General features: G+C 72.9%; 21 protein-coding genes. 12 read left to right on the top strand and 9 right to left on the bottom strand.

Features of this window, described 5'->3' with window-relative positions; translation table 11 throughout:
* Positions 1-165 precede the first annotated feature (165 nt).
* Both ACIGFK_RS29500 and ACIGFK_RS29505 read right to left on the bottom strand, forming a co-directional pair.
* Entirely contained in the window at positions 166-1,098 is a 933-nt protein-coding gene (locus ACIGFK_RS29500; RefSeq protein ID WP_376661244.1) for a D-alanyl-D-alanine carboxypeptidase family protein, read from the bottom strand.
* Between the two features lie 211 nt (positions 1,099-1,309).
* Positions 1,310-1,936 (bottom strand): flavin reductase family protein, encoded by a 627-nt coding sequence (locus ACIGFK_RS29505; RefSeq protein WP_376661245.1) that lies wholly within the window; start codon positions 1,934-1,936, stop codon positions 1,310-1,312.
* A gap of 248 nt (positions 1,937-2,184) precedes the next feature.
* On the opposite strand from ACIGFK_RS29505, the gene ACIGFK_RS29510 reads away from it, so the two are divergent.
* Positions 2,185-2,979 carry a VOC family protein gene (locus tag ACIGFK_RS29510; RefSeq protein WP_376661246.1) on the top strand — a complete coding sequence of 265 codons (795 nt, stop codon included), beginning with the start codon at positions 2,185-2,187 and terminating at the stop codon, positions 2,977-2,979.
* A 13-nt stretch (positions 2,980-2,992) separates the two neighbouring features.
* Here ACIGFK_RS29510 and ACIGFK_RS29515 read toward each other — a convergent pair whose 3' ends face one another.
* From ACIGFK_RS29515 to ACIGFK_RS29525, 3 genes are all read right to left on the bottom strand, one after another.
* Positions 2,993-3,817, bottom strand: a complete 825-nt coding sequence (locus ACIGFK_RS29515; RefSeq protein WP_400054252.1) for an enoyl-CoA hydratase/isomerase family protein — start codon at positions 3,815-3,817, stop codon at positions 2,993-2,995.
* Positions 3,818-4,069: 252 nt separating this feature from the next.
* A complete protein-coding gene (locus tag ACIGFK_RS29520) occupies positions 4,070-6,304 on the bottom strand; it encodes an acetate--CoA ligase family protein (protein ID WP_376661248.1) in 2,235 nt (744 codons plus the stop codon).
* Between the two features lie 191 nt (positions 6,305-6,495).
* Positions 6,496-7,668 carry a flavin-containing monooxygenase gene (locus ACIGFK_RS29525; protein ID WP_376661249.1) on the bottom strand — a complete coding sequence of 391 codons (1,173 nt, stop codon included), beginning with the start codon at positions 7,666-7,668 and terminating at the stop codon, positions 6,496-6,498.
* A 249-nt stretch (positions 7,669-7,917) separates the two neighbouring features.
* On the opposite strand from ACIGFK_RS29525, the gene ACIGFK_RS29530 reads away from it, so the two are divergent.
* Positions 7,918-8,370, top strand: coding sequence for a DoxX family membrane protein (locus ACIGFK_RS29530; RefSeq protein WP_376661250.1), 453 nt, complete (start codon positions 7,918-7,920; stop codon positions 8,368-8,370).
* A complete protein-coding gene (locus tag ACIGFK_RS29535; RefSeq protein WP_400054255.1) occupies positions 8,367-8,783 on the top strand; it encodes a Zn-ribbon domain-containing OB-fold protein in 417 nt (138 codons plus the stop codon). Before ACIGFK_RS29530 ends, ACIGFK_RS29535 begins: the two co-directional genes overlap by 4 nt.
* A gap of 18 nt (positions 8,784-8,801) precedes the next feature.
* On the opposite strand, the gene ACIGFK_RS29540 is transcribed toward ACIGFK_RS29535, so the two are convergent.
* Positions 8,802-9,317 (bottom strand): hypothetical protein, encoded by a 516-nt coding sequence (locus ACIGFK_RS29540; protein WP_376661252.1) that lies wholly within the window; start codon positions 9,315-9,317, stop codon positions 8,802-8,804.
* A 9-nt stretch (positions 9,318-9,326) separates the two neighbouring features.
* The gene (locus tag ACIGFK_RS29545; RefSeq protein ID WP_376661253.1) at positions 9,327-10,013 is read right to left on the bottom strand and encodes a pyridoxal 5'-phosphate synthase; all 687 of its coding nucleotides are present in this window, start codon (positions 10,011-10,013) and stop codon (positions 9,327-9,329) included.
* A 98-nt stretch (positions 10,014-10,111) separates the two neighbouring features.
* On the opposite strand from ACIGFK_RS29545, the gene ACIGFK_RS29550 reads away from it, so the two are divergent.
* From ACIGFK_RS29550 to ACIGFK_RS29570, 5 genes are all read left to right on the top strand, one after another.
* Complete coding sequence (locus ACIGFK_RS29550) at positions 10,112-10,558, top strand: helix-turn-helix domain-containing protein (RefSeq protein ID WP_376661254.1); 447 nt, start codon at positions 10,112-10,114, stop codon at positions 10,556-10,558.
* Positions 10,559-10,569: 11 nt separating this feature from the next.
* Entirely contained in the window at positions 10,570-11,112 is a 543-nt protein-coding gene (locus tag ACIGFK_RS29555; RefSeq protein WP_376661255.1) for a putative toxin-antitoxin system toxin component, PIN family, read from the top strand.
* 98 nt (positions 11,113-11,210) lie between these two features.
* Positions 11,211-11,708, top strand: a complete 498-nt coding sequence (locus ACIGFK_RS29560; RefSeq protein WP_400054258.1) for a hypothetical protein — start codon at positions 11,211-11,213, stop codon at positions 11,706-11,708.
* 162 nt (positions 11,709-11,870) lie between these two features.
* Positions 11,871-12,362, top strand: a complete 492-nt coding sequence (locus ACIGFK_RS29565; RefSeq protein ID WP_400054315.1) for a DUF5753 domain-containing protein — start codon at positions 11,871-11,873, stop codon at positions 12,360-12,362.
* Positions 12,359-12,550: a DUF397 domain-containing protein gene (locus ACIGFK_RS29570; protein ID WP_386470787.1), complete on the top strand. Its 192-nt coding sequence runs from the start codon at positions 12,359-12,361 to the stop codon at positions 12,548-12,550. Before ACIGFK_RS29565 ends, ACIGFK_RS29570 begins: the two co-directional genes overlap by 4 nt.
* A 236-nt stretch (positions 12,551-12,786) precedes the next feature.
* On the opposite strand, the gene ACIGFK_RS29575 is transcribed toward ACIGFK_RS29570, so the two are convergent.
* Complete coding sequence (locus ACIGFK_RS29575) at positions 12,787-14,004, bottom strand: acetyl-CoA acetyltransferase (RefSeq protein WP_376660653.1); 1,218 nt, start codon at positions 14,002-14,004, stop codon at positions 12,787-12,789.
* A gap of 135 nt (positions 14,005-14,139) precedes the next feature.
* Between ACIGFK_RS29575 and ACIGFK_RS29580 the strand changes: the two genes are divergently transcribed.
* Together ACIGFK_RS29580 and ACIGFK_RS29585 are read left to right on the top strand one after the other, a co-directional pair.
* A complete protein-coding gene (locus tag ACIGFK_RS29580) occupies positions 14,140-15,357 on the top strand; it encodes an acyl-CoA dehydrogenase family protein (RefSeq protein WP_386470790.1) in 1,218 nt (405 codons plus the stop codon).
* Positions 15,357-15,836, top strand: a complete 480-nt coding sequence (locus ACIGFK_RS29585; protein ID WP_376660655.1) for a nitroreductase family deazaflavin-dependent oxidoreductase — start codon at positions 15,357-15,359, stop codon at positions 15,834-15,836. Before ACIGFK_RS29580 ends, ACIGFK_RS29585 begins: the two co-directional genes overlap by 1 nt.
* Positions 15,837-15,962: 126 nt before the next feature.
* Here the strand turns inward: ACIGFK_RS29585 and ACIGFK_RS29590 are convergent, their stop codons facing one another.
* A complete protein-coding gene (locus tag ACIGFK_RS29590; RefSeq protein ID WP_376660656.1) occupies positions 15,963-16,610 on the bottom strand; it encodes a TetR family transcriptional regulator in 648 nt (215 codons plus the stop codon).
* Between the two features lie 372 nt (positions 16,611-16,982).
* Between ACIGFK_RS29590 and ACIGFK_RS29595 the strand changes: the two genes are divergently transcribed.
* Together ACIGFK_RS29595 and ACIGFK_RS29600 are read left to right on the top strand one after the other, a co-directional pair.
* Complete coding sequence (locus ACIGFK_RS29595; RefSeq protein WP_376660657.1) at positions 16,983-17,783, top strand: VOC family protein; 801 nt, start codon at positions 16,983-16,985, stop codon at positions 17,781-17,783.
* A 180-nt stretch (positions 17,784-17,963) separates the two neighbouring features.
* A complete protein-coding gene (locus ACIGFK_RS29600; RefSeq protein ID WP_376660658.1) occupies positions 17,964-20,408 on the top strand; it encodes a PQQ-binding-like beta-propeller repeat protein in 2,445 nt (814 codons plus the stop codon).
* Positions 20,409-20,442: the final 34 nt, after the last annotated feature.

Below are 20,442 nucleotides of genomic sequence, written 5' to 3' on the forward strand. Positions count from 1 at the left end.
TGGGCCGGACCGGGCCGCACTGGGCCGGGCCGGGCCGCACTGGGCCGGGCCGGGCCGCACTGGGCCGGGCCGGGCCGGAAACGACGAGGCTCCTCCGCCGGCGGGTGGTCGTTCCCGCCGGCGGAGGAGCCGTGGCCGTGCCCGCGGACTACGCGGACGTCAGCGTCAGTCGAGGACGTCGGGGATCGGCTCGGTGTTGCTGCGCTGCAGCGCAGCCCCGGAGCCGGCGCTCGCGCCGAGCGCCCAGTCCATGAGCTTCATCGCGTCCGCGTAGCGCTCCTCGTCGTTCAGCACGACGCCGATGACGGTCTTGCCGTTGCGGGTCGCGGAGAAGACGAGGCACTTGCCCGCGGCGGTGCCGGTGCCGGTCTTGACGCCGATCGCACCCGGGTAGGCGTAGCCGGTGGGACGCTCGCGGATGAGCAGGTTGCTGTTGTACCAGGTGGCGTCGGTGGAGGTGCCACCGCTGCTGTACGACGTGGCCTGCACGAGCTTCGGGAACGTGGTGCCCGCCATCGCGTACTTGGTCAGCTTCGCCAGGTCGCGCGGGGTCGTGAGGTTGTTGCCGGTCGGCGAGATGCCGTCGAAGGAGTCGTAGACGGTCTTCGTCATGCCCAGGGCCTTCGCCTTGGCGTTCATCTGCGCGACGAAGTCCTTCGTGCGCTCCGCCGAGGTCGCGCCCTTGCCGAAGGTGTCCGCGAGGGCGTACGCCGCGTCGCAGCCCGACGGGAGCATCAGCCCGTAGAGGAGCTGGCGGACGGTCGGCGTGGAGCCGGCCTTCAGGTGCGCGGTGCTCGCACCCTCCCGGACGACGTAGTCCAGGTACTCCTGCTTGATGGTGACCTTCTTGTTGAGGTCCACACCGGACGTACGCAGGACCACCGTGGCGGTCATGATCTTCGTGGTGCTCGCGCCCTGACGCTTGGTGTCGGCGTCCTTGCTGGTGAGCGTGGCCCCCGAGGTGCCGTCGATCAGGATCGCGCCGGCGGCGGTGGTCGGAGGTGCGGCGACCGGTGCGGCCGAGGCGGCCGGCACGGCGGCGGCGAGCAGGGCTCCCGTGGTGACCGTGACGGCGACTGCGCCGCGCGCACGGCGCATCAAATTCAGAATCAACCCAAATCCCCCTGGAATGGTGAACATTGCGGGGTGCCGGACGACGGTCGAGTCCCTCGGCCCCCAGGGGGAGCTTACGCATCGGTAGCTTGATCTGCCGCGCCGGACCCGCAAACCGGCCACGGGCGGGCGGGTCGTGGCGGGCCGTGGCGGGTCGCGGCGGGCCGTGGCGGGCCGTGGCGGGCCGCCGCCGGGCTCAGTCGGCGAACCGCCCGAACCTGCCCTTGTGGAACAGCAGCGGACCGTCCTCGCCGGCCGCGCCCATGGCCTCGACCCGGCCCACGACGATGAGGTGGTCCCCGCCCGTGTGGACGGCGTGGATCCGGCAGTCGATCCAGGCGGGCACGTCGTCGAGCTGCGGCGACCCGGTGGCGGGGGCGGGGCTGTGGCCCACCCCGGCGAACTTGTCGGCGCCGCTGACGGCGAAGGCCCGGCACAGCCGCCCCTGTTCGGCGCCGAGGATGTTCACGCAGAACACCCCGGCGCGGGCGATGCGGGGCCAGGTGGTCGACGTACGGGCCACCATGAAGGTGACCAGCGGCGGGTCGAGGGAGAGCGAGGCGAACGACTGGCAGGCGAAGCCGGCCGGTCCGTCCTCCCCCTCGCCGGGCGGGGCCGTGATGATGGTGACCCCGCTGGCGAAGTTCCCGAGTACGGCGCGGAACTCGGCGGGGCTCACGGGCGCGCGTTCGTCCTCCCCGACGGCCCGCAGGTCGGGGCGCGGCAGAACGTCCACGGACTCCGCTTCCGCCGCGGTGGAGGTGGGGGAGCCGACTGACCTGAGGTATCGGACGACGGTGGCCGCCATCCCTGCATGTCCCATCACATCCACGATTAGACCTGACGGAGCGTCAGATGTGAAGGTGTGGGACCCCGCGGCTGCCGCGGGCATCGTGGTCTCGATCGTCGACACCCTCGGCTGGCTCGACAGGCCGGCCCCCGGAGGCGTCACCAGGCTCATCCACTCGGGTGAAGCCGCCGTCCCCCGGGCGGCGGGTGCGTCCTTGCGCGCGCGGGGTTCGGCATCGTGTCGGGCGCACCTGAATCCTCACCCCCTTGGGAGGGCCGCCCATGCTCGGCACCGACTTCCGCACCGGATCACCCAACTGGCTCGACCTCGGCAGCCCCGACGTCGGGGCCGCCGCCGCGTTCTACCGGTCCGTCTTCGGCTGGGACTTCGTCTCGGCCGGGCCCGAAGCCGGCGGGTACGGGTTCTTCCAGGTGGCGGGGAAGACCGTGGCCGCGATCGGCCCCCTCAGCGAGGAGGGCGCGTCCTCCGCGTGGATGACCTACTTCATGGCCCCCGACATCCGGGCCACGGCCGAGGCCGTCAGGAGCGTGGGCGGGGTGGTGCGCGCGGAGCCCATGGACGTGATGGGCGAGGGCTGGCTGGCCCAGTTCACCGACCCGCAGGGCGCGCAGTTCGCGTGCTGGCAGCCGGGGAAGACGGCAGGGCTGGAGCTGACGTCCGCCGTGAACAGCCTGGTGTGGGTGGAGCTGCACGTCCCCGACCCCGCGTCGGCCATCGCCTTCTACCACGGGCTCTTCGGCTGGCGGCACGAGGATATGCAGACGCCCGGCATGACCTACCGGGTACTCAGCACCGCCGACGGCGACAAGCAGCAGACGTCCTTCGGGGGGATCGCGCCGCAGGGCGAGGGCGCGGGCGGCGCGTCGACGATGCTGCCGCGCTGGGTGCCGTACTTCAACGCGGCCGACGTCGACGCCGCCGCCGTGGCGATCGAGGGCAACGGCGGTGAGGTGCTGATGCCCGCGGTCGACGTGCCGGGTGTCGGCCGCATCGCGTGGGGCTCGGACCCGGCGGGGGCGGTGTTCGCGCTGCTGAAGCCGGACCCGCGGATGTAGGGGGCGGGGGCCTTCACCGGCCCAGGTACTTGGGCGTGCGGCGTTCCACGAAGCTCGCCACGCCCTCGTTCGCGTCGGCGGTGGTCATGTTGATCTCCTGAGCGGTGGCCTCGGCGGCCAGTGCGGTCGCCCGGTCACCGTCCAGGGAGGCGTTCACGAGCTGCTTGGTCATCGCGATGGCCCGGGTCGGGCCCTGGGCGAGGCGCTCGGCCCACTCGCGTGCGGCGGCCTCCAGGTCCTGGCCCGGCACCACCTTGTTGACCAGGCCGAGCTGCTCCGCCTCCGCGGCGGGGAGGGCGTCGCCGAAGAACATCAGCTCCTTCGCCTTCTGCGGGCCGACGAGGCGGGGGAGGAGGTACGCGCCGCCGCCGTCGGGGACGAGTCCGCGGCGGACGAACACTTCGATGAAGCGGGCGGTGTCGGCGGCGATGACGAGGTCGCAGGCGAGGGCGAGGTGCGCGCCGATGCCGGCGGCCGTGCCGTTGACCGCGGCGATGACCGGCTTCTCGCAGTCGAGGACCGCGGTGATCAGGCGTTGGGCGCCGAGGCGGATCATGCGGGCGACGTCGCCGGCCACGCGGTCGGCGGCGCGGTCGGCTCCGCGGTCGGTGGTGGCGGGCGCGCCGCGGAGGTCGGCGCCGGCGCAGAAGCCCTTGCCGGTGGCGGTGATGACGACGGCGCGGACGGCGGGGTCGGCGGAGGCGTCCGCGAGCAGGGCGATGACGCGTTCGCGCTGGTCCCAGGTGAGGGCGTTCATGGCGTCGGGGCGGTTGAGGGTGATCCAGGAGACGCCGTTGTCGGTGCGGTGGAGGATGGTCGTGTCCGGGGCCTCGGTCATGGCTGAACTCCCGTTCGGGGTGGGCGGGTGGGCGGGTGGGCGGCTGGGTGGGCGTCGGCGCCGGCGGCGGTGCGTGTGCGTGTGCCGGGGCGGGTGGGTTGCCGCTGCGCGGAGCCTCTCCCCGCCCCGCCCTTCCTCCGTTCCCCGGGCTCTGCCCGGACCCGGTCCTCAAACGCCGGACGGCTGAAAGACCCGGGGCGGAGCCCCGGGGGTGGCGTGCAGCGGCACTTCAGGCGCCGGGCGGGCGCAGCGTCAGCGGCAGATGGCCAGGGCGTCCAGGGCCACCGCCCCCTGCCCCCGGGGGAGGACCATCAGGGGGTTGATGTCGAGCTCGGAGAGTTCGTCGCCCAGTTCCAGGGCCATCCGCTGGATGCGGAGGATGACCTCCACCAGCGCGTCCACGTCCGCCGCAGGCGCCCCGCGGACCCCCTCCAGCAGCGCGTGCCCGCGGAGTTCGCCGAGCATCGCCCGCGCCTGGTCCTCGCCGAACGGCGGCACGCGGACCGCCGCGTCCCGCAGGACCTCGACGAGGACCCCGCCGAGCCCGACGGTGACGGTGGGGCCGAAGAGTTCGTCCTGGGTCACGCCCACGACCATCTCCACACCCCGCTCGACCATCTGGCAGACGAGGATGCCGTCCAGCGGGACGTTCTCGTAGCGGGCGATGTCCGTGAGCTCGCGGTACGCGTCGCGGATCTGGCTGGCCGAGGTCAGGCCGATCTTGACCAGGCCCAGTTCCGTCTTGTGGGCCAGCTGGGGTCCCGAGGCCTTCATGACCACCGGGTAGCCGACCAGGCCCGCCGCCCGGACCGCCGCCGCCGCGCTCGTCACGAGCTGCTCGCGCGGGACCCGTATCCCGTACGCCCGCAGCAGCTGCTTCGCCGCGTGCTCGCTGAGCTGCTGGCCTGGGCGCATCAGCGCCTGCGCCTTGCGGTACGAGGGGGACGGCGTGCGGGGTGCGTCCTCGAAGGGGGAGCGGTACCCGGCGGTGAAGCGGTGGTGGCCGAGGTAGGCCCGTACGGCGGTGATGCAGTTGCCGAACGTACGGAAGGTGGCCACGCGGGAGGAGCCCAGGAGGGTGGTGCGGTAGGCGTCCTCGGTGCCGACGGGGGAGCCCCAGATCACGCAGATCAGCTTGTCCGTGGCCTCGGCGGCGTCCACGAGGTCCTGGGCGAGCTTGTCGCTCATCGGGGGGAAGGGGCCGGTGATCGGGCAGATCAGGACGCCGACGGACGGGTCGGCCAGGATGGCGTCGATGATCTTGCGGCCGCGCCAGTCGCCGACCGGGTGGCCGCCGTTGTCGACGGGGTTGGCGACGTTCAGGTACTCCGGGATCCACTGGTGGAGCTCGGCCTGCTTGGCCTCCGAGAGGGTGGGGAGGGTGAGGCCCGCCTCCGTGGCCAGGTCCGAGAAGTGGGCGCCGGTGCCGCCGGAGATGGAGTACACGACGACCCCGTCGGCCTTCGGCTTCCGGGCCCGGGCGAGGAGGGCGGCCGTGTCCTGGAGCTCGTCCAGGCCGTCCACCCGGATCACGCCGAACTGGCGCATGGCGGCGTCGACGACGGTGTCCGCGCCGGTCAGCTTCCCGGTGTGGGAGGCGGCCATGCGGGCGCCGGTCTCGGTGCGGCCGACCTTGACGGCGACGACGGGGACCCCGTTGCGGGCGGCCCGGTCGGCGGCGAGCAGGAAGGAGCGGCCGTCCTTGAGGCCCTCGACGTAGCAGGCGATGGCGCCGACCTCGGGCTGCTCGGCGAAGTAGGAGATGAAGTCGGAGGTTTCGAGGTCCGCCTCGTTGCCCGTCGGCGCCCAGTGGGAGAGGCGGATGCCCAGCTCCTGGAGGGTGTAGACGGGCCGGCCCTGGTGGCCGGACTGGGTGATCAGCGCGATCGCCGGTCCGTCGAGGTCGTCGCGGAACTCCTCGAAGGCGTTGAGGTTGGTGTTGGGGCCGAGGAGGCGCAGGCCCGAGCGCTGGACGGCGGAGGCGAGGCGGGCCTGGGCCGCGGCGCCCGCGTCGCCGGTCTCGGCGAAGCCGGAGGCGAAGGCGACGGCGAACTTGACCTTCGTCTCGGCGAGTTCCTCGATGACGGGGAGGGGGTCGCCGACCAGGAGGACGGCGAGGTCCACCTGTTCGGGCAGGTCGGCCACGGAGGCGTGGCAGGGCAGTCCGAAGACGGTGGTGCGGGTGGGGTGCACGGGATGGATCCGGGCGCCCACGCGTTCCGCCCACGCGATCAGCTGGCGGGTGATGCCGGTGTTCGGTTTGCCCTCGGCGTCGGAGGCGCCGACGACGGCCACCGACTCGGGCCGGAAGAACCGGTCCAGGTCGGGCACGTCGGCGTGCAGCGGCCGTCCGCTGACGTCCACCGCGACCGTGTCCTCGGCGGACGGTGCGGCCGTCGAGTGGACGGCCTTTCTGGGGGACTCCCCGCAGGCCTCGACACGTGCGCGGAAGTCGGTGGTGAGGGTGCCGTGAGTAGATCCAAGCATCGTTCCGCCCGCTCCTGCTCGATGAACATCGATGGAACCTCAAATAACTGACGCGTAGTCAGATTACTGAACTGACGTGCCGTCAGGAACAGGGTTGCGCAGGAAAGCTGGTGGAGGTGATGTGTGGAACGGTCGCAGACCGGTCCGGGGAGGGTCCAGACCCCTTTCGGTCTGCGTCCGGGAGGGCCGGCCTAGGCGCCGAGGAGCCGCTGCACCGCCTTCGCGATCCGCTCGGCGTCCAGGGCCATCTCCCGGAACATCCCGCTGATGGGGTTGGAGAAGCCGGTGAAGTACAGGCCGGGCACCCGGTCCGGGGTGCGGGCGCCGTGCACGAGGGGGCGTCCGCGCCCGTCCAGGACGTCGAGGTGTCCCACCAGCCCCTCCAGGGCGCGCCGGTACCCGGTGGCCGCGATCACCGCGTCCGGGCTGATCCGCGTGCCGTCCGCCAGGACCACCGCGGCGCCGTCGAGGGAGTCGACCGCGGCCACCGGCTCGACCCGGCCGCCCCGGACCGCATCGATCAGGCCGACGTCCTGGACCGGGATCGCGCCCTCCTTGACCCTGCTGTACAGGCCGGTGGCGGGGCGCGGAAGCCCGTACGCCGACAGGTCGGGGACGGACGCCTTGGCGACGAGCCGGCCCAGCCGGTCCACGAGCCCCACCGGCAGCCGCCGTACGAGGATCCCCGTGCGCTGGGCCGGCCAGCCGGCGGTGGAGCGGCGCACGATGTGCGGGGCGGTGCGCACGGCGAGCCGCACGCGCGCGGCCCCGCCCTCGACCAGGTCGACGGCTATTTCGGCGCCGGTGTTGCCGACGCCGACGACCAGTACGTCCCGGCCCGCGTACGGCCCGGCGTTGCGGTAGTCGGCGGCGTGCACCAGCTCGCCGGTGTACGAGTCCCGGCCCGGCCAGTCGGGGAGTGCGGGCGTGTGGTTGTACCCGGTGGCGACGACCACGGCCGAGGCCGACAGCACCCGACCGCCGGTGGCGTGCAGGGTGAAGCCGCCGTTGCCGCCGTTGCCGTCGGTGCTGCCGTCGGCGGCTGCGCGCTCGATGCGGGTCACCTCGACGCCGGTGACGACCTCCAGCTCGTGGAACTCGGCGTACTTCTCCAGGTACCGCACCACGTCGTCGCGGGAGACCCAGCGCCCGAAGCGGCGCGGCATGGCCAGGCCCGGCAGGGCGGAGAGGCGGCGCGTGGTGTGCAGGTGGAGCCGCTCGTAGTGGCGGCGCCACGAGGCGCCGACCTCGTCGGACTTCTCGACGACCACGGCGCGCACCCCGCGGGCCCGCAGCGCGGCGGCCGCGGCGAGCCCGCCGGGACCGCCCCCGATGACGTACACGGGGCGGGGCTGGGTGGTCATGTCGGGTGGTGTGGGGACTCCGGGCATGAGGTGTGAGCGTATCGCCACGCAGCGTTGATGGGTCGCGGACAGGGAGGGAATCGATTGCGGATCGGTTACGGGCCGTTTGGTGCGGCGGGGTGCCATGGCCCGCCCATCGCCCCGCCGGGGCCATGCCGGAGTGGCCCCGACCCCGCCGGACCCTTGCGGGATCGCCCCGGATCCGCTGAACTGACGTACCGTCAGATCAATCGAGGGGTGGGAGCTGCGATGCAGACCATCTGGCTCAGCGGCGCCGAATGGCTAGCCGTGCTCCGGATAGGCCTCGGCCTGTGGTGGCTGGAGAGCTGGCGGCACAAGGACAAGAAGGGCTGGTTCGAGCGCGGCACCGGCATCGCCTGGGCCGCCGACGTCGCGGGCAAGCACCGCTGGGCCTTCGTGAAGGGCGGCTTCGAGAGTGTCGTCGCGCCGCGCCCGAAGCTGATGGCGTACATCGTCGTCTACGCGGAACTCGCCCTCGGGCTCGGCCTCGTCCTCGGCTTCCTCACCCCGATCGCACTGGTCGGCGGCCTGCTGCTCAACCTGCTCTACCTCGTGCTGATGATCCACGACTGGGCCGAGCAGGGGCAGAACGCGATGATGGCGCTCATCTCGCTCGTCGCCCTCTTCGCCATGGCCTGGCAGACCTGGTCCCTCGACTCGGCGATCGGACTCTTCTCGTGAGCACCGTGCGGTACGACCTCCCCGAGGCGGACGAGTTCACCCGGCCCTACTGGGACGCGGCGGCGGACGGCCGCCTGCTGCTGCGGCGCTGCGCCGACTGCGGGCGGGCGCACCACTACCCGCGCGAGTTCTGCCCGTTCTGCTGGGCCGGCGAGGACCGCGTCTCCTGGGAGGCGGCGAGCGGCAGCGCGACCCTCTACACCTGGTCGGTGATCCACCGGAACGACCTCCCGCCCTTCGGTACCCGCGTCCCCTACACGGCCGCCGTCGTCGACCTGGCGGAAGGCCCGCGGATGATGACCGAGGTGGTGGACTGCGAGGCGGCGGACCTCCGCATCGGGATGCCGCTGACCGTCACCTTCCGCGAGGCGGCGGAGGGGCTGGCGGTACCGGTGTTCCGCCCGTCGGCCTGACCGGGACCGGCTTCCGGCTCACTCCACGCCGAGGTCCTCGCGCATGGCGTGCCGCATGGCCCGGAGGTGGTCCCACACCTCCTGCTGGGCCCGGGCCGCGCTCTCCATCGTCTCGCCCGGCTCGGGCTCGCCGCGCTCGAGGCGCTTGACCTGCCCGTAGAGCCGGGTCAGGGCATGGTTGGCCTCGCTCGCCGGGGTGAGCACCGAGTCCGGGGCGATCATCTGCGCCTCGGAGTACCGGTCGCGCTGGGCGTCGCGCGCCTCGTCGAGCGCCACGCGGTCGGCGTCCTCCACGGTGCGCTCCCGCATGATGTGCAGGTGCTTGTTGAGCGCCGTGGTCAACTGCCGTGCGTCCCTGTTGAGTTCCATGTAGCAGGTGCGCCGCAGCACGAGCTGCTCGCGTACCTGCTCGTGGCCGCGCAGGAGCTCTATCTCGCGGCGTTTGACACGCTCGGAGCCCCGCTGGGTGAGGATCGCGCCCCCCAGGGTCCCCGCAACGCCCACCACCGCGATCACCACCGAACCGATCTCCATCAACTCAGCCTACGGCCAAAGCAATTCGCGCTCCCAGGAGCCCTCGGCCGTACGCCGGTACCGCAGCCGGACGTGCCTGCGCGCGGCGTCCCCCTGGAAGAACTCCACCTCGGCGGGGTCCAGTACGTACCGCGTCCACGTCGGAGCCGGCGCGTCCGGCTCGGCCCCGGCCCGCTCCCACGCGGCCTGCGCCACCCGCGCCAGCTCCTCCACCGACCCGAGCACCTCGCTCTGCCGGCCCGTGAGCGCGGCGGCGAGCGCCCCGCGCGAGCGCACCGCCAGGTCCGCCCGGCTCTCCTGCGGCCCGCACGCCGTCACCCGGCCCCGGATGCGCACCTGCCGCGCCACGGCCGGCCAGTAGAACCCGAGCGCGGCCTCCGGCTGCGCGGCCAGCTGCCGCCCCTTCGCGCTGGTGGCGTGCGAGGCGAAGTGCCAGCCCCGCGCGTCGGCGTCGTGCAGCATCAGCGTCCGCACGTCGGGCCGGCCCTGCGCGTCCACGGTCGCCAGACTCATGGTGTGCGGCTCGGGCTGCCCCGCCTTCGCGGCCGCCACGAACCATTCCCGGAACAACGGCAGCGGCTCGGCGGGCGCGGCGCCGGTGTCGAACCCGGGGAGCGGGGAGTCCCACACGCGCAGGGAGTGCAGGGTCTCCCGGAACTCGTCGGCGGTCGTCTCGCTGGTCGTCTCGCTCGTCATGCGGCCAGGCTACGGTCCGGCCGCAGCCGACCCTGCTCCGCTATGTTGCGTTTCTTTCGAATTGTGGGAACCTGGGAGCAGCCTAGAAAGGATGTGGCATGCGTGCTACTGCCGAGGACAGAACGCTGCTGCCCGAGCACCGGGCGGAGATTGCCGACCTGCGCGCTTTCCTGGATCGCGTGGGGCACGCGTCCGAGCCGGCGATCTTGCAGGGACCCGACGGCACGACGGAGGTCCTGCCCACCGAGGTGTACGAGGCGCTGCTCGTCGTCGTGAGGGCGCTGTCCGAGGGCAAGGCGGTCACCGTCGCCCCCGTCCACACCACGCTCACGACCCAGGAGGCGGCGGACCTCCTGGGGGTGAGCAGGCCCACTTTCGTCAAAATCCTGGAACGCCGCGAGATCCCCCACACGCGCCCCGGCCGACATCGGCGCGTGCTGCTCACCGACGTCCTCGAGTACCAGTCGCTACGCCGCGAGAAGCGGCGCACGGGCCTGGACGACCTTGTGTATCTGACCGAGGAATCCGGTCTCTACGACGCCTGACTGGGGGCTTTGTGCAGCGCGTTGTGCTCGACACGTGCGTCCTGTATCCCAACTACCTGAGGGACACGCTCCTCCGACTGGCCGAGGCGGAGGTGTACGAGCCGCTCTGGTCGGACGGCATTCTTGAGGAACTCCGCAGGAACATCGCGGAGAGGACGGACGAGGTGACGGCAAAGCGGTTGGTCGATGTCCTGGGATCGGCCTTCCCGGACAGTGCGGTGACGGGTTACGAGTCCCTGATCCCGGTGATGGGCAACGATCCGAAGGATCGTCACGTGCTCGCCGCAGCAGTGCGTGGCCATGCGCACGCCCTCGTCACACTGAATCTGCGTGACTTTCCGGCCGAAGCGGTGGGGCCGTACGAAATTGACGTCCTGAGCCCCGACGACTTCTTGCTGGACGCGCTCGATCTGAGACCGACGGAGACGCTCGCCGTACTTCGGAGGCAGGTGGCGGGCTACCGCCGGGACCCCAGGGACCTGCACGGCCTGATGGACCGCCTGTCCGTAGGCGGAGCCGCCCAGTTCGCCGCTGAGGTCCGGCGCCGCATCTGACGGCGCCGGGCGAAGTCACGATTCGGCTGAAAGCCGCCGGAGACGGACGCCTGTTCGTAAGACGTGCCTCCTTTTGATGACTTCAGGTGGGAGCACGGATGCGCAGCGCCAACGGCAAGAGCGACGGAAGCGGCAGACGTACGCGGGGCCCGATCAGGCGGGCGCTGGTCGCCCTGTTGGTGGCGGGCGTTGCCGTTGCCTGCGGCCCGGGGGAGGGCGGCGGCCCCGCGGTCTCGCTGCCGCCGACAACGTCGTCAGCGTCCCCGTCGACCACATCCGCCGCCCCGATACCCTCCCTGGCCCCGACGACGGTCACCCCCTCAGCCGCCCCGACCACGGCGGCTCCGCAGCCCCCCACGCGCAGCGTGACGCCCGCCGACCCGAAGCCCGCCGCCACCACCCAGGCGCCCCGACCCACCGCGAAGGTCCCGACCCAGCCGACGACCGCCGAGTGCGAGATCGTCTCCAACGCCGGGAACTGCTACAAGGCGGGCCAGTTCTGCCGCAAGGCGGACCTCGGCAGGCCCACCCACGCCGCGAACGGCCGGTTGATCTACTGCCGCATGGACGGCACCCAACCGCGCTGGCAGTACTGACGGCCCCCCCCGCCCCGGCGGTGGGCAGCGCCCGGGCCGTCCTGTGCGGCGGCTGGGCAAACACCGGCGGAACCACGACGGCGCGGGCTGGCGTCGTGGTTCCGCCGGTGGGCGGAGCTGGAGGAGGCGGCGGTCACGCTCGATACGTAGGAGTGCCGCTCCATTCCGGGCCTGCTCCAGCCGGAGTCCTACGCCCGCGCCCTCGTCGGCGACGTGCTTCCGCCACCCACACCGGAAGAGGCCGAGGCCCGCATCGCGGCCCGCTTGGAACGGCAGCAACTCCTGACCCGCACTCCGTACACGGTCTTCAGCTTCATCATCGACGAGGCGGTGTTCCTCCGGCAGACGGGAGGCCCGGAAGTGACCCGCCGGCTCATCGACCACCTGCTGGAGTGCGCCCGGCTGCCCAACGTCGACCTGCAGATCATGCCGCTGGTCAGCCCGGGGCACGCAGGGCTCGGAGGCCCTTTCTGCCTCCTCGAAACCGAGGAGCACGAATGGGTGGGCTACAGCGAAGGGCAACAGTCCGGGCGGGTACTGACTGACCCGAAAGACCTCAGCCTGCTTCACCAGCGGTATGCCAATCTTCGCATCCAGGCCCTCAATCCTGCGGACAGCGTGGGCCTGTTGATGCGAATGCGAGGTTCGTTGTGAACAGCTCCCGACTGCGGTGGGTCAAGAGCAGTTACAGCAGCGGCGACGGGGACAACTGCGTCGAGGTAGCCGCCTGTACGGAAGCCATCCACATCCGGGACTCCAAGGTGACGGCGGGCCCCGAGCCGGCCGTCACCCCCGCGGCCTGGACCGAGTTCCTCGGCGGCGTCACGAGCACCCGGCGGTAAGGGGCAGCCATCCCCAAGACCTCTCTGATTCCGGCCAGCCGACGTCCCGCCACCACCCCCACCCCGCCCATCAGGGCAAGGGGTTCGTGACAATCGCCCGAGAGCCGCGCCCGAACAGGCAAGGCCCCTCCCGTGCAGGCGCCGGCCCCGACCCCAGCCGCACCCGGGGGTGGGTGGGCGAACACCCCCCGGGGCGGGGCCCGAGGGGGTGGAAGTCCCGCCCCCGCCCCCGCCCCTCACCCCCGCCCCAGCACCACCGTCCCCGACGAGCAGAACCAGCCGCCCGTGCCGGAGGCTACGGCGACTTCCGGGAGGCGGCCGCCCGGTTTCGTCACCTGGCCCGCGCCCGCTTCGCCGCGGAGCTGGCGGACCGCTTCGACCAGCAGGAAGAGGCCGCGCATGCCCGGGTGGCAGGCGGAGAGGCCGCCGCCGTCCGTGTTGACCGGGAGTTCGCCGTCCCGCAGCAGGCGGCCCTTCTCCACGAACGCGCCGCCTTCGCCCTTCGCGCAGAAGCCGAGGTCCTCCAGGGTCACCAGGGTCATGTACGTGAAGGCGTCGTAGATCTCCGCCAGGTCCACGTCGGCCGGCGTCAGGCCCGCCCGCTCGAAGGCGAGGCGGCCGGATACGGCTGCCGGGGAGACCGTGAAGTCCTCCCACTCCGACATGGTGGTGTGGGAGACGGAGGTGCCGGAACCCAGGATCCAGACCGGGGCCTTGGCGGTGTCCGGTACGTAGTCCTCCGCGGCCAGGAGGACCGCGCAGCCGCCGTCCGAGCGGATGCAGCAGTTCAGCTTCGTGAAGGGGTCCGCGATCATCTCGGAGGACAGGACCTCGTCGACCGTCAGCGGATCGCGGAACATCGCGTCCGGGTTCGTGGCCGCGTTCGCCCGGGCCTGCACCGCCACCGAGGCGAGCTGCTCCAGCGTGGTCCCGTACTCGTGCATGTGGCGGCGGGCGGCCATGGCGTACTTGGAGATCAGCGTGTGACCGTACGGGACCTCGAACTGCAGCGGTCCCCGCGCCCCGAAAGACAGGTTCGAGGTCCGGCGGCGGGCCTTGATGTCGGCCCGGGCCGTGGATCCGTAGACCAGCAGCACGGCGTTGGCGTGTCCCGCGGCGATCGCGTCCGCCGCGTGGGCCGCCATGACCTCCCAGGTGGAGCCGCCCACCGACGTGGAGTCGACCCAGGTGGGGCGCAGGCCCAGGTATTCGGCGACCTCCACCGGCGCGAGCGTGCCGAGGCCGGCCGAGGCGAAGCCGTCGATGACGGAGCGGTCGAGCCCCGAGTCGGCCAGGGCGCGGCGGGCCGCCTGCGCGTGCAGGGCGTAGGGGGTCGGGCCGTCCACCCGGCCGCAGTCCGAGAGGGCGACGCCGACCACCGCGACCCTGCGGCGAGGTCGGGATCCGGGGCGGGATCCGGGGCGGGATTCTGGTCCAGGTGTGAGTCCAGGCATGAAGGGAAGGTACATCTGACGTAGTGTCAGTTTCTAGGGCTCCCCCGCGGTTCAACACGCGGCCCCCGCCCCCTGTGCATCTGACTCCGCCCGCCCTAATATGACGGCCCGTCAGATACGGGGAGGAGCCCGACGATGGATGCCGCCTTCACCGCGGAGCAGGACGAGATACGCCGTACCCTGCGCGAGATCCTGGGCAAACGCTGCGGCCCCGACGAGGTCAAGGCCGCCGTCCGCACCGCCGCCGGGTACGACCCCGAGCTGTGGCAGCAGCTCGCCCAGCAGCTCGGGCTGCCCGGCGTCGCGGTCGCCGAGGAGTACGGCGGGGTCGGCTGCACCCCCGCCGACCTGGCCCTGGCCTGCGAGGAGACCGGGCGGGCGCTGCTGCCCTCCCCGCTGCTGGCCACGGCCGCGCTCTGCGTGCCGCTGATCACCGCCCTCGGCACGCCCGCCCAGCGCTCCGCGCTGCTCCCGCCCCTGGCGGCCGGCACCCTCACCGCAGCCCTCGCCGTCCCCGGCCCGGCACTGGCCACCGCCCTCGCGCTGACCGGCGACAACGCCGCCGGGCCCTGGTCCGGCGGCGGCCGGGCCGGCGGGGTGCAGGCCCGCGCCGTCACGGAAGGCGGCGAGGCCGCCGAGGGCGGCGGGTGGCGGCTGTACGGGGAGGTCGCCCAGGTGCTCGACGGGCACAGCGCGGGCCTGCTGCTGGTCGCCGCGCACACCGGCGGGTTCGCCCGCAGCCGCACGCTGCTCTTCCTCGTCCGGGAGGGCGCGCCCGGCCTCGTGCGGTCGCGGCAGACCACCCTCGACGAGACCCGCTCGCAGGCCCGGATCCAACTTCGGGACGTGTCGGCCGAGTTGCTGGGCGACCTCGGGGACGGGGACGGCTCCGAGGTGCTCGGCGCCCTCGCCGCCACCGGCCGCACGGCCGCCGCGGTGCTCGCCGCCGAGGCGGTCGGCGCGGCGGCGCAGGCGCTGGCCCGCACCGTGGACTACGTGCAGCAGCGCGAGCAGTTCGGGCGGGCCGTCGGGTCCTTCCAGGCGGTCAAGCACCGGCTCGCCGACCTCTACGTACGCGTGCAGGCGGCCCGTTCGGCGGCCTACTACGCGGCCTGGGACCCGGAGCAGGGCGGCCTCGCCCTCGCCCAGGCGCTGGAGACCCTGCGGGTGACCGCCGGCGAGGCCATCCAGCTCCACGGCGGCATCGGCTTCACCTGGGAGCACGACGCGCACCTCTACTTCAAGCGGGCCGCCGCCGACGAGCTGCTGTTCGGCCCCGTCCACCGGCTGCGGGCGCACGCCGCGGACCGCGCCGACCTGTTCACCCCCCAGCCACGGAAGGTGGCCGTCTGATGGCTACGGCTCTCGGCGTCAAGGTGATGCAGAAGGTCTCCTCGACCATGCTGTTCGCCAAGATCGCACCGCACTTCATCCCGGCCATGGACAAGGCCGTGCACAAGCTCACCCGCGGCAAGGTGATGCTCAGCGCCCAGATGCTGCCGGGCGTGATCCTCACCGCCAAGGGCGCCAGGACCGGCGAGCCCCGCACGACCCCCCTCGCCTGCATGCCGGAGGCCGACGGCGTCAGCTGGCTGCTGATCGGGTCGAACTTCGGCAGGCCCGGACACCCGGCGTGGACCGGGAACCTGCTCAAGCACCCGGACGCGGACGTGAGCTGGCGGGGCCAGGACATCGCCGTACGGGCCCGGCTGCTGGAGGGGGAGGAGCGCGCGGCGGCATGGCAGGCGGTGCTGAAGTTCTGGCCGCCGTACGCGACGTACCAGGCGCGCATCGAGCGCGAGATCCGGCTGTTCCGCCTGGAGCGTCGCTGATCTCAGGCGGGCGGCACGGTCAGCGGCCGGGCGTTGCGGCGCGGGCGGTGGGCCCGGCAGCGCCACCGCACCCGACGGTGCCACCGCGGCCGGCCGGGGCGGCGGACCCTCGCGCAGGGTCCGCCGTCACTTGGTCGGCTTCTTGCCGGTGATGCCGAGGTGGACCAGCAGGGCCAGGTTCGGCTTGAGTTCGGCCTGCTTGACGCCCCAGGTCTGGAAGCCCTTCTGGTGCGAGGCGACCGCGGCGAGCATGGCGACCAGGGAACCGGCCATCGCGGCGGGGCTGACGTCCTTGTCGACCTTGCCCTTGGCCTGGAGCTCCTTGACCGACTCCGTCAGGGAGTTGGTGACGGAATTGAGGATCTTCATGCGGATCTTGTAGAAGCGCTTGTCGCCCTCGGCCGCGCCGAGGTCGACGACCCTCAGGATCGCGTCGTTGCGCCGCCAGAAGTCCAGGAAGCCCTCGACGAGCTCCTCGGCGGCCGCCCACCCGGACTTGCCGACCCAGGTGCGGCCCTCGACCAGTGAGGTCAACTGCGCGCCTTCGGTCGCCATTTGCTCGGCGATCTCCAGGACGGCTCCTTCGACGTCCGGGAAGTACTGGTAGAAGGTCGCGGGGGAGGTACCGGCCTTGCGGGCGACGTCGATCACTTTGACGTCGCGGTACGGCGAGGAGCTGAGCATCTCGCTGAGGCAGTCGAGCAGTTTCTGCCGCGTCGCTTGGCCGCGCCGGCCGGCGACACGCCCGTCGACGGTGCGTACTTGTCCTGTCATGCCGTCAGCTTACCGAGGGGTGATCGGCGCGCTATTCGGCCGCCTGCAAATGGGGTTACGGGGTCCCTGGCCTGGCCGGAAAGCGGATTTGAGAGGCTTTGACGGTGGATTCCGGCCGCGCACGAGCCGTACACGGGCCGCGCACGAACCCTGCACGAGGCGGGCGCGGGCCGGGTGCGGGCCGGGTGCGGGCCGGGTCCGAGCCGGGGGACGCGCGCTTACGGTGGGTCGCCCGGTTGCTCATTGTTTCCCCCGAATAGTCTTATCAACAGGCTGTGGACAAGTTTTCGGGCAGATCATGGCCGTGAGAAGTGGGACAGGTGGGAGAGGTGGGACGGTACGCACCACCGCACAACGGAAGGAACCGGGCTCATGGCCGCATTCGCGGAAGGCGCACCCTGCTGGGTGGACGCCTCGCTGCCGGACGTCGAGGCGGGCAAGCGCTTCTACGGTGAGCTCTTCGGGTGGACCTTCGGCGACAGCGCGGGAGCCGAGTACGGCCACTACACCCAGGCCTACAGCCGCGGCCGCAACGTCGCCGCCCTCGCCCCCAAACCCGACGGGCGGATGCCCACCGTATGGGGGATCTACCTCTACACCACCGACGCCTACGCCTGCGCCCAGCGCATCCGGGCCGCCGGGGGCCAGATGGTCATGGACCCGATGCCCGTGGGCCCGTACGGGACCGCCGCGATGGCCGCCGACCCCGGCGGGGCCGTCTTCGGCCTGTGGCAGGCCGGTACGCACCACGGCTTCGAGGCGCAGAACGAGCCCTACACGTACTGCTGGAGCGAGGTCTACACGCGGGCCCGCGACGCCGTCGACGTCTTCTACGCGAAGGTCTTCGGCTACGTCCCCGAGGACCAGAACGACGACGAGGCCGGCATCGAGTACCGCGTCTGGTCCCCGCCCGGCAAGGCGCCCGGCAGCGACACCGCCGTGCTGGGCCGCAGCCTGATCACCGACGCCTTCCCGGACATCATGCCCGCGCACTTCCTCGCCTACTTCGCCGTCCCGGACTGCGACCAGTCCGTGGCGACGGTCCGGCGGCTCGGCGGCCGGGTCACCGCCGATCCCGTCGACACCCCGTACGGCCGCATCGCCGTCGTCGCCGACAATCAGGGGGCGGTCTTCGGGCTCCTCTCGGAACCCCGGACGCGACTGGGTTCGTGACGAGTGGGCCATCCCACCCCGTCCGGCACGCCGTGCCGGGGCCGGACCAGGCGCGGGCCTGACAGAATCGGGGTTGCGCGACCCGGGCGGCGCCCGGAGTGAGACGCTGCACGGGGCACGGCCCCGTACCGGTGGAAGCGGGCCCGGAGCGTGGGTCCGTACGGGGATGTGAAGGGGCGAGTGGTGGAGCAGCTGACGCAGCACGACCCGAGACGGATCGGCCCCTTCGAGGTGCTGGGACGGCTCGGCGCCGGCGGCATGGGGCTGGTCTATCTCGCGCGGTCGGCGTCCGGACGGCGGGTCGCGATCAAGACGGTGCGCACCGAGCTCGCCGAGGACCAGCTCTTCCGCGTGCGGTTCACCCGCGAGGTCGAGGCGGCGCGCGCCGTGTCCGGCTTCTACACCGCGGCCGTGGTCGACGCCGACCCGCGGGCGGCGGTGCCGTGGCTGGCGACCGCGTACGTGCCGGCGCCCTCCCTCGAGGAGATCGTCAACGAGTGCGGGCCCATGCCCGCCCAGGCCGTACGGTGGCTCGCGGCCGGCATCGCCGAGGCGCTGCAGTCCATCCACGGGGCGGGCCTGGTCCACCGCGACCTGAAGCCGTCCAACGTGCTCGTTGTCGAAGACGGGCCGCGCGTGATCGACTTCGGTATCGCCAGCGGTGTCTCCAACACCCGCCTGACCATGACGAACGTCGCCGTCGGCACGCCCGCCTACATGTCGCCGGAGCAGGCGAAGGACTCGCGCAGCGTCAAGGGCGCCAGCGACGTCTTCTCCCTCGGCTCCACGCTCGTCTTCGCCGCCACCGGGCACCCGCCCTACCACGGGGCGAACCCGGTGGAGACGGTGTTCATGCTGCTGCGCGAGGGGCCGAACCTGGAGGGGCTCCCCGACGAGCTGCGGCCGCTGATCGACTCCTGCATGCAGATGGACGCCACGCAGCGCCCGACCCCGGCCGACCTGCAGGCGCAGCTCGCCCCGCACCTCTTCGAGGGCGACGACGAGAGCGGCACCGCCTCGGCGTGGCTGCCCGGGCGTGCCGTGGCGATGATCGAGGCCCGGCGGGCGGGGAACCGCACGGCTCCGACCACGTCCCTGAACCCGCCCGGCCCGCGCGGCGCGGACCGCCGTCCCGGTGCGGACCCGCGTCCCGGTGCGGACCCGCGTCCCGGCGCAGGTTCGGGTCCGCGTTCCGACGAGGCCACGCACCGCCGCCCGCGCGGCGCCGACTCGTGGGTGGACCCGCGTACCGGGCAGGCCCTGCCGCAGCGCCCGGACCGCCCGCCGATGAACCCGGTGTCCTCGGGCGAGCCCGTCCGCCTCGGCGGCTCCCCGGTGCCGATCGGGCCCGGGCCGCGGGCGACCGCGTCGGCCCCGGCCGCGCACGCCTCCGCCGCGGACTCCGCGACCGGCTGGGTCCGCCCGCCGGGCGGCTCGGCGGCGGCCGCGCCCTCGGGCGTGGTGGTGCCGACCCCGAGCGCGGCTCCGGACAGCGGCCGCTGGCGGCCGTGGCGCTTCCGCATGTCGAACGAGGTGTGGGGCACCCCGACCGTCGCGGGCGACCTGCTCTACGTCACCTCCTTCGAGGTGCACGCCCTGGACGTGGCGAGCGGCCGGCGCCAGTTCAAGACCCGGGACGTGGCCTGGGCCATGGCCGTCGCCGACGGCCGCATCCACGCCTCCGACGGGCCCTCGCTCTACGCGCTCGACGCCACCGACGGCTCGGAGCGGTGGCGGCTGTCCACCGAGTCCTGGGCGTACGCCGTGCGCGCCGAGCGGGGCACGGTCGTCACCGCCACGCGCGGCGGCGGCGTACAGGGCTGGGAGGCCTCCACCGGCCAGCAGCTGTGGCAGCTGAGCGGCGCGCAGACCGACTTCGAGACCCCGGAGGCGGCGCCCGTCCTGCACGACGGCACCGTGTACGTGTGGCAGGACGCCCGGCTGCGCGCGCTGGACGCCCGCAGCGGCCGCGAGTCGTGGTCGTACCCGGTGGGCGACGCGGGCTCCTGCGGGAACGTCCCGGTGCGGGTCACGCCCGGCCCCGACGGCAACGTCTACGTGGCGGCCGGCACCCGCGTGCTGTCCGTCGACCGGGCCTCGGGCCGGGTCCGCTGGCACTTCGAGGCCCCTGCGGTCTTCCTGGCGCCCCCGGCGTTCGCGCCGGGCGCGGCGGTCACGGGCGGCGGGGTCTACCTCGTCGACTACCTCGGCACGGTGTACGCCCTGGACGCGGCCACGGGCCAGGACCGCTGGCGCATCGCGACGGAGGCGCGCTCGTCGTCCGATCCGGTCGTGGTCGAGGCGGGCAACATCCACCTGGGTGCGGGCAGTGCGCTGTACACGCTCGACGCGGTCACCGGCACCCCGAAGTGGCGGTTCGCGGCGGGCGGCGAGATCACCGGCATGCCGGCGGTCGCGGACGGCCGGGTGCACTTCGGTTCGGCCGACCACTGCCTGTACACCCTGGACGCGGCGGGCGGCCAGCTCCGCTGGAAGCTGGCCACGGGGGGCGAGATCACGGGCGCGCCGGTGGCCGAGGCGGGCGTGGTCTACGCGTGCAGCAAGGACCGCTGCGTGTACGCCCTGGACGCGGCGAAGGGGACGGGTACGCGGACGTCCGGATGACGGGCTTCCGGCCCCGCCGGGTAGCGCACGGCAC

The organism is Streptomyces sp. NPDC085524, from assembly GCF_044541755.1.
Taxonomy (GTDB): domain Bacteria; phylum Actinomycetota; class Actinomycetes; order Streptomycetales; family Streptomycetaceae; genus Streptomyces.

Excerpts from the sequence above, each read along its gene's own strand:
- ACIGFK_RS29585 (WP_376660655.1), top strand. The coding sequence starts at position 15,357 with ATGGCTACGGCTCTCGGCGTCAAGGTGATGCAGAAGGTCTCCTCGACC.
- ACIGFK_RS29525 (WP_376661249.1), bottom strand. The coding sequence starts at position 7,668 with ATGACCACCCAGCCCCGCCCCGTGTACGTCATCGGGGGCGGTCCCGGC.
- ACIGFK_RS29515 (WP_400054252.1), bottom strand. The coding sequence starts at position 3,817 with ATGACCGAGGCCCCGGACACGACCATCCTCCACCGCACCGACAACGGC.
- ACIGFK_RS29595 (WP_376660657.1), top strand. The coding sequence starts at position 16,983 with ATGGCCGCATTCGCGGAAGGCGCACCCTGCTGGGTGGACGCCTCGCTG.
- ACIGFK_RS29505 (WP_376661245.1), bottom strand. The coding sequence starts at position 1,936 with ATGGGACATGCAGGGATGGCGGCCACCGTCGTCCGATACCTCAGGTCA.
- ACIGFK_RS29540 (WP_376661252.1), bottom strand. The coding sequence starts at position 9,317 with ATGGAGATCGGTTCGGTGGTGATCGCGGTGGTGGGCGTTGCGGGGACC.
- ACIGFK_RS29530 (WP_376661250.1), top strand. The coding sequence starts at position 7,918 with ATGCAGACCATCTGGCTCAGCGGCGCCGAATGGCTAGCCGTGCTCCGG.
- ACIGFK_RS29580 (WP_386470790.1), top strand. The coding sequence starts at position 14,140 with ATGGATGCCGCCTTCACCGCGGAGCAGGACGAGATACGCCGTACCCTG.
- ACIGFK_RS29590 (WP_376660656.1), bottom strand. The coding sequence starts at position 16,610 with ATGACAGGACAAGTACGCACCGTCGACGGGCGTGTCGCCGGCCGGCGC.
- ACIGFK_RS29545 (WP_376661253.1), bottom strand. The coding sequence starts at position 10,013 with ATGACGAGCGAGACGACCAGCGAGACGACCGCCGACGAGTTCCGGGAG.
- ACIGFK_RS29550 (WP_376661254.1), top strand. The coding sequence starts at position 10,112 with ATGCGTGCTACTGCCGAGGACAGAACGCTGCTGCCCGAGCACCGGGCG.
- ACIGFK_RS29560 (WP_400054258.1), top strand. The coding sequence starts at position 11,211 with ATGCGCAGCGCCAACGGCAAGAGCGACGGAAGCGGCAGACGTACGCGG.
- ACIGFK_RS29520 (WP_376661248.1), bottom strand. The coding sequence starts at position 6,304 with ATGCTTGGATCTACTCACGGCACCCTCACCACCGACTTCCGCGCACGT.
- ACIGFK_RS29500 (WP_376661244.1), bottom strand. The coding sequence starts at position 1,098 with ATGCGCCGTGCGCGCGGCGCAGTCGCCGTCACGGTCACCACGGGAGCC.
- ACIGFK_RS29575 (WP_376660653.1), bottom strand. The coding sequence starts at position 14,004 with ATGCCTGGACTCACACCTGGACCAGAATCCCGCCCCGGATCCCGCCCC.
- ACIGFK_RS29510 (WP_376661246.1), top strand. The coding sequence starts at position 2,185 with ATGCTCGGCACCGACTTCCGCACCGGATCACCCAACTGGCTCGACCTC.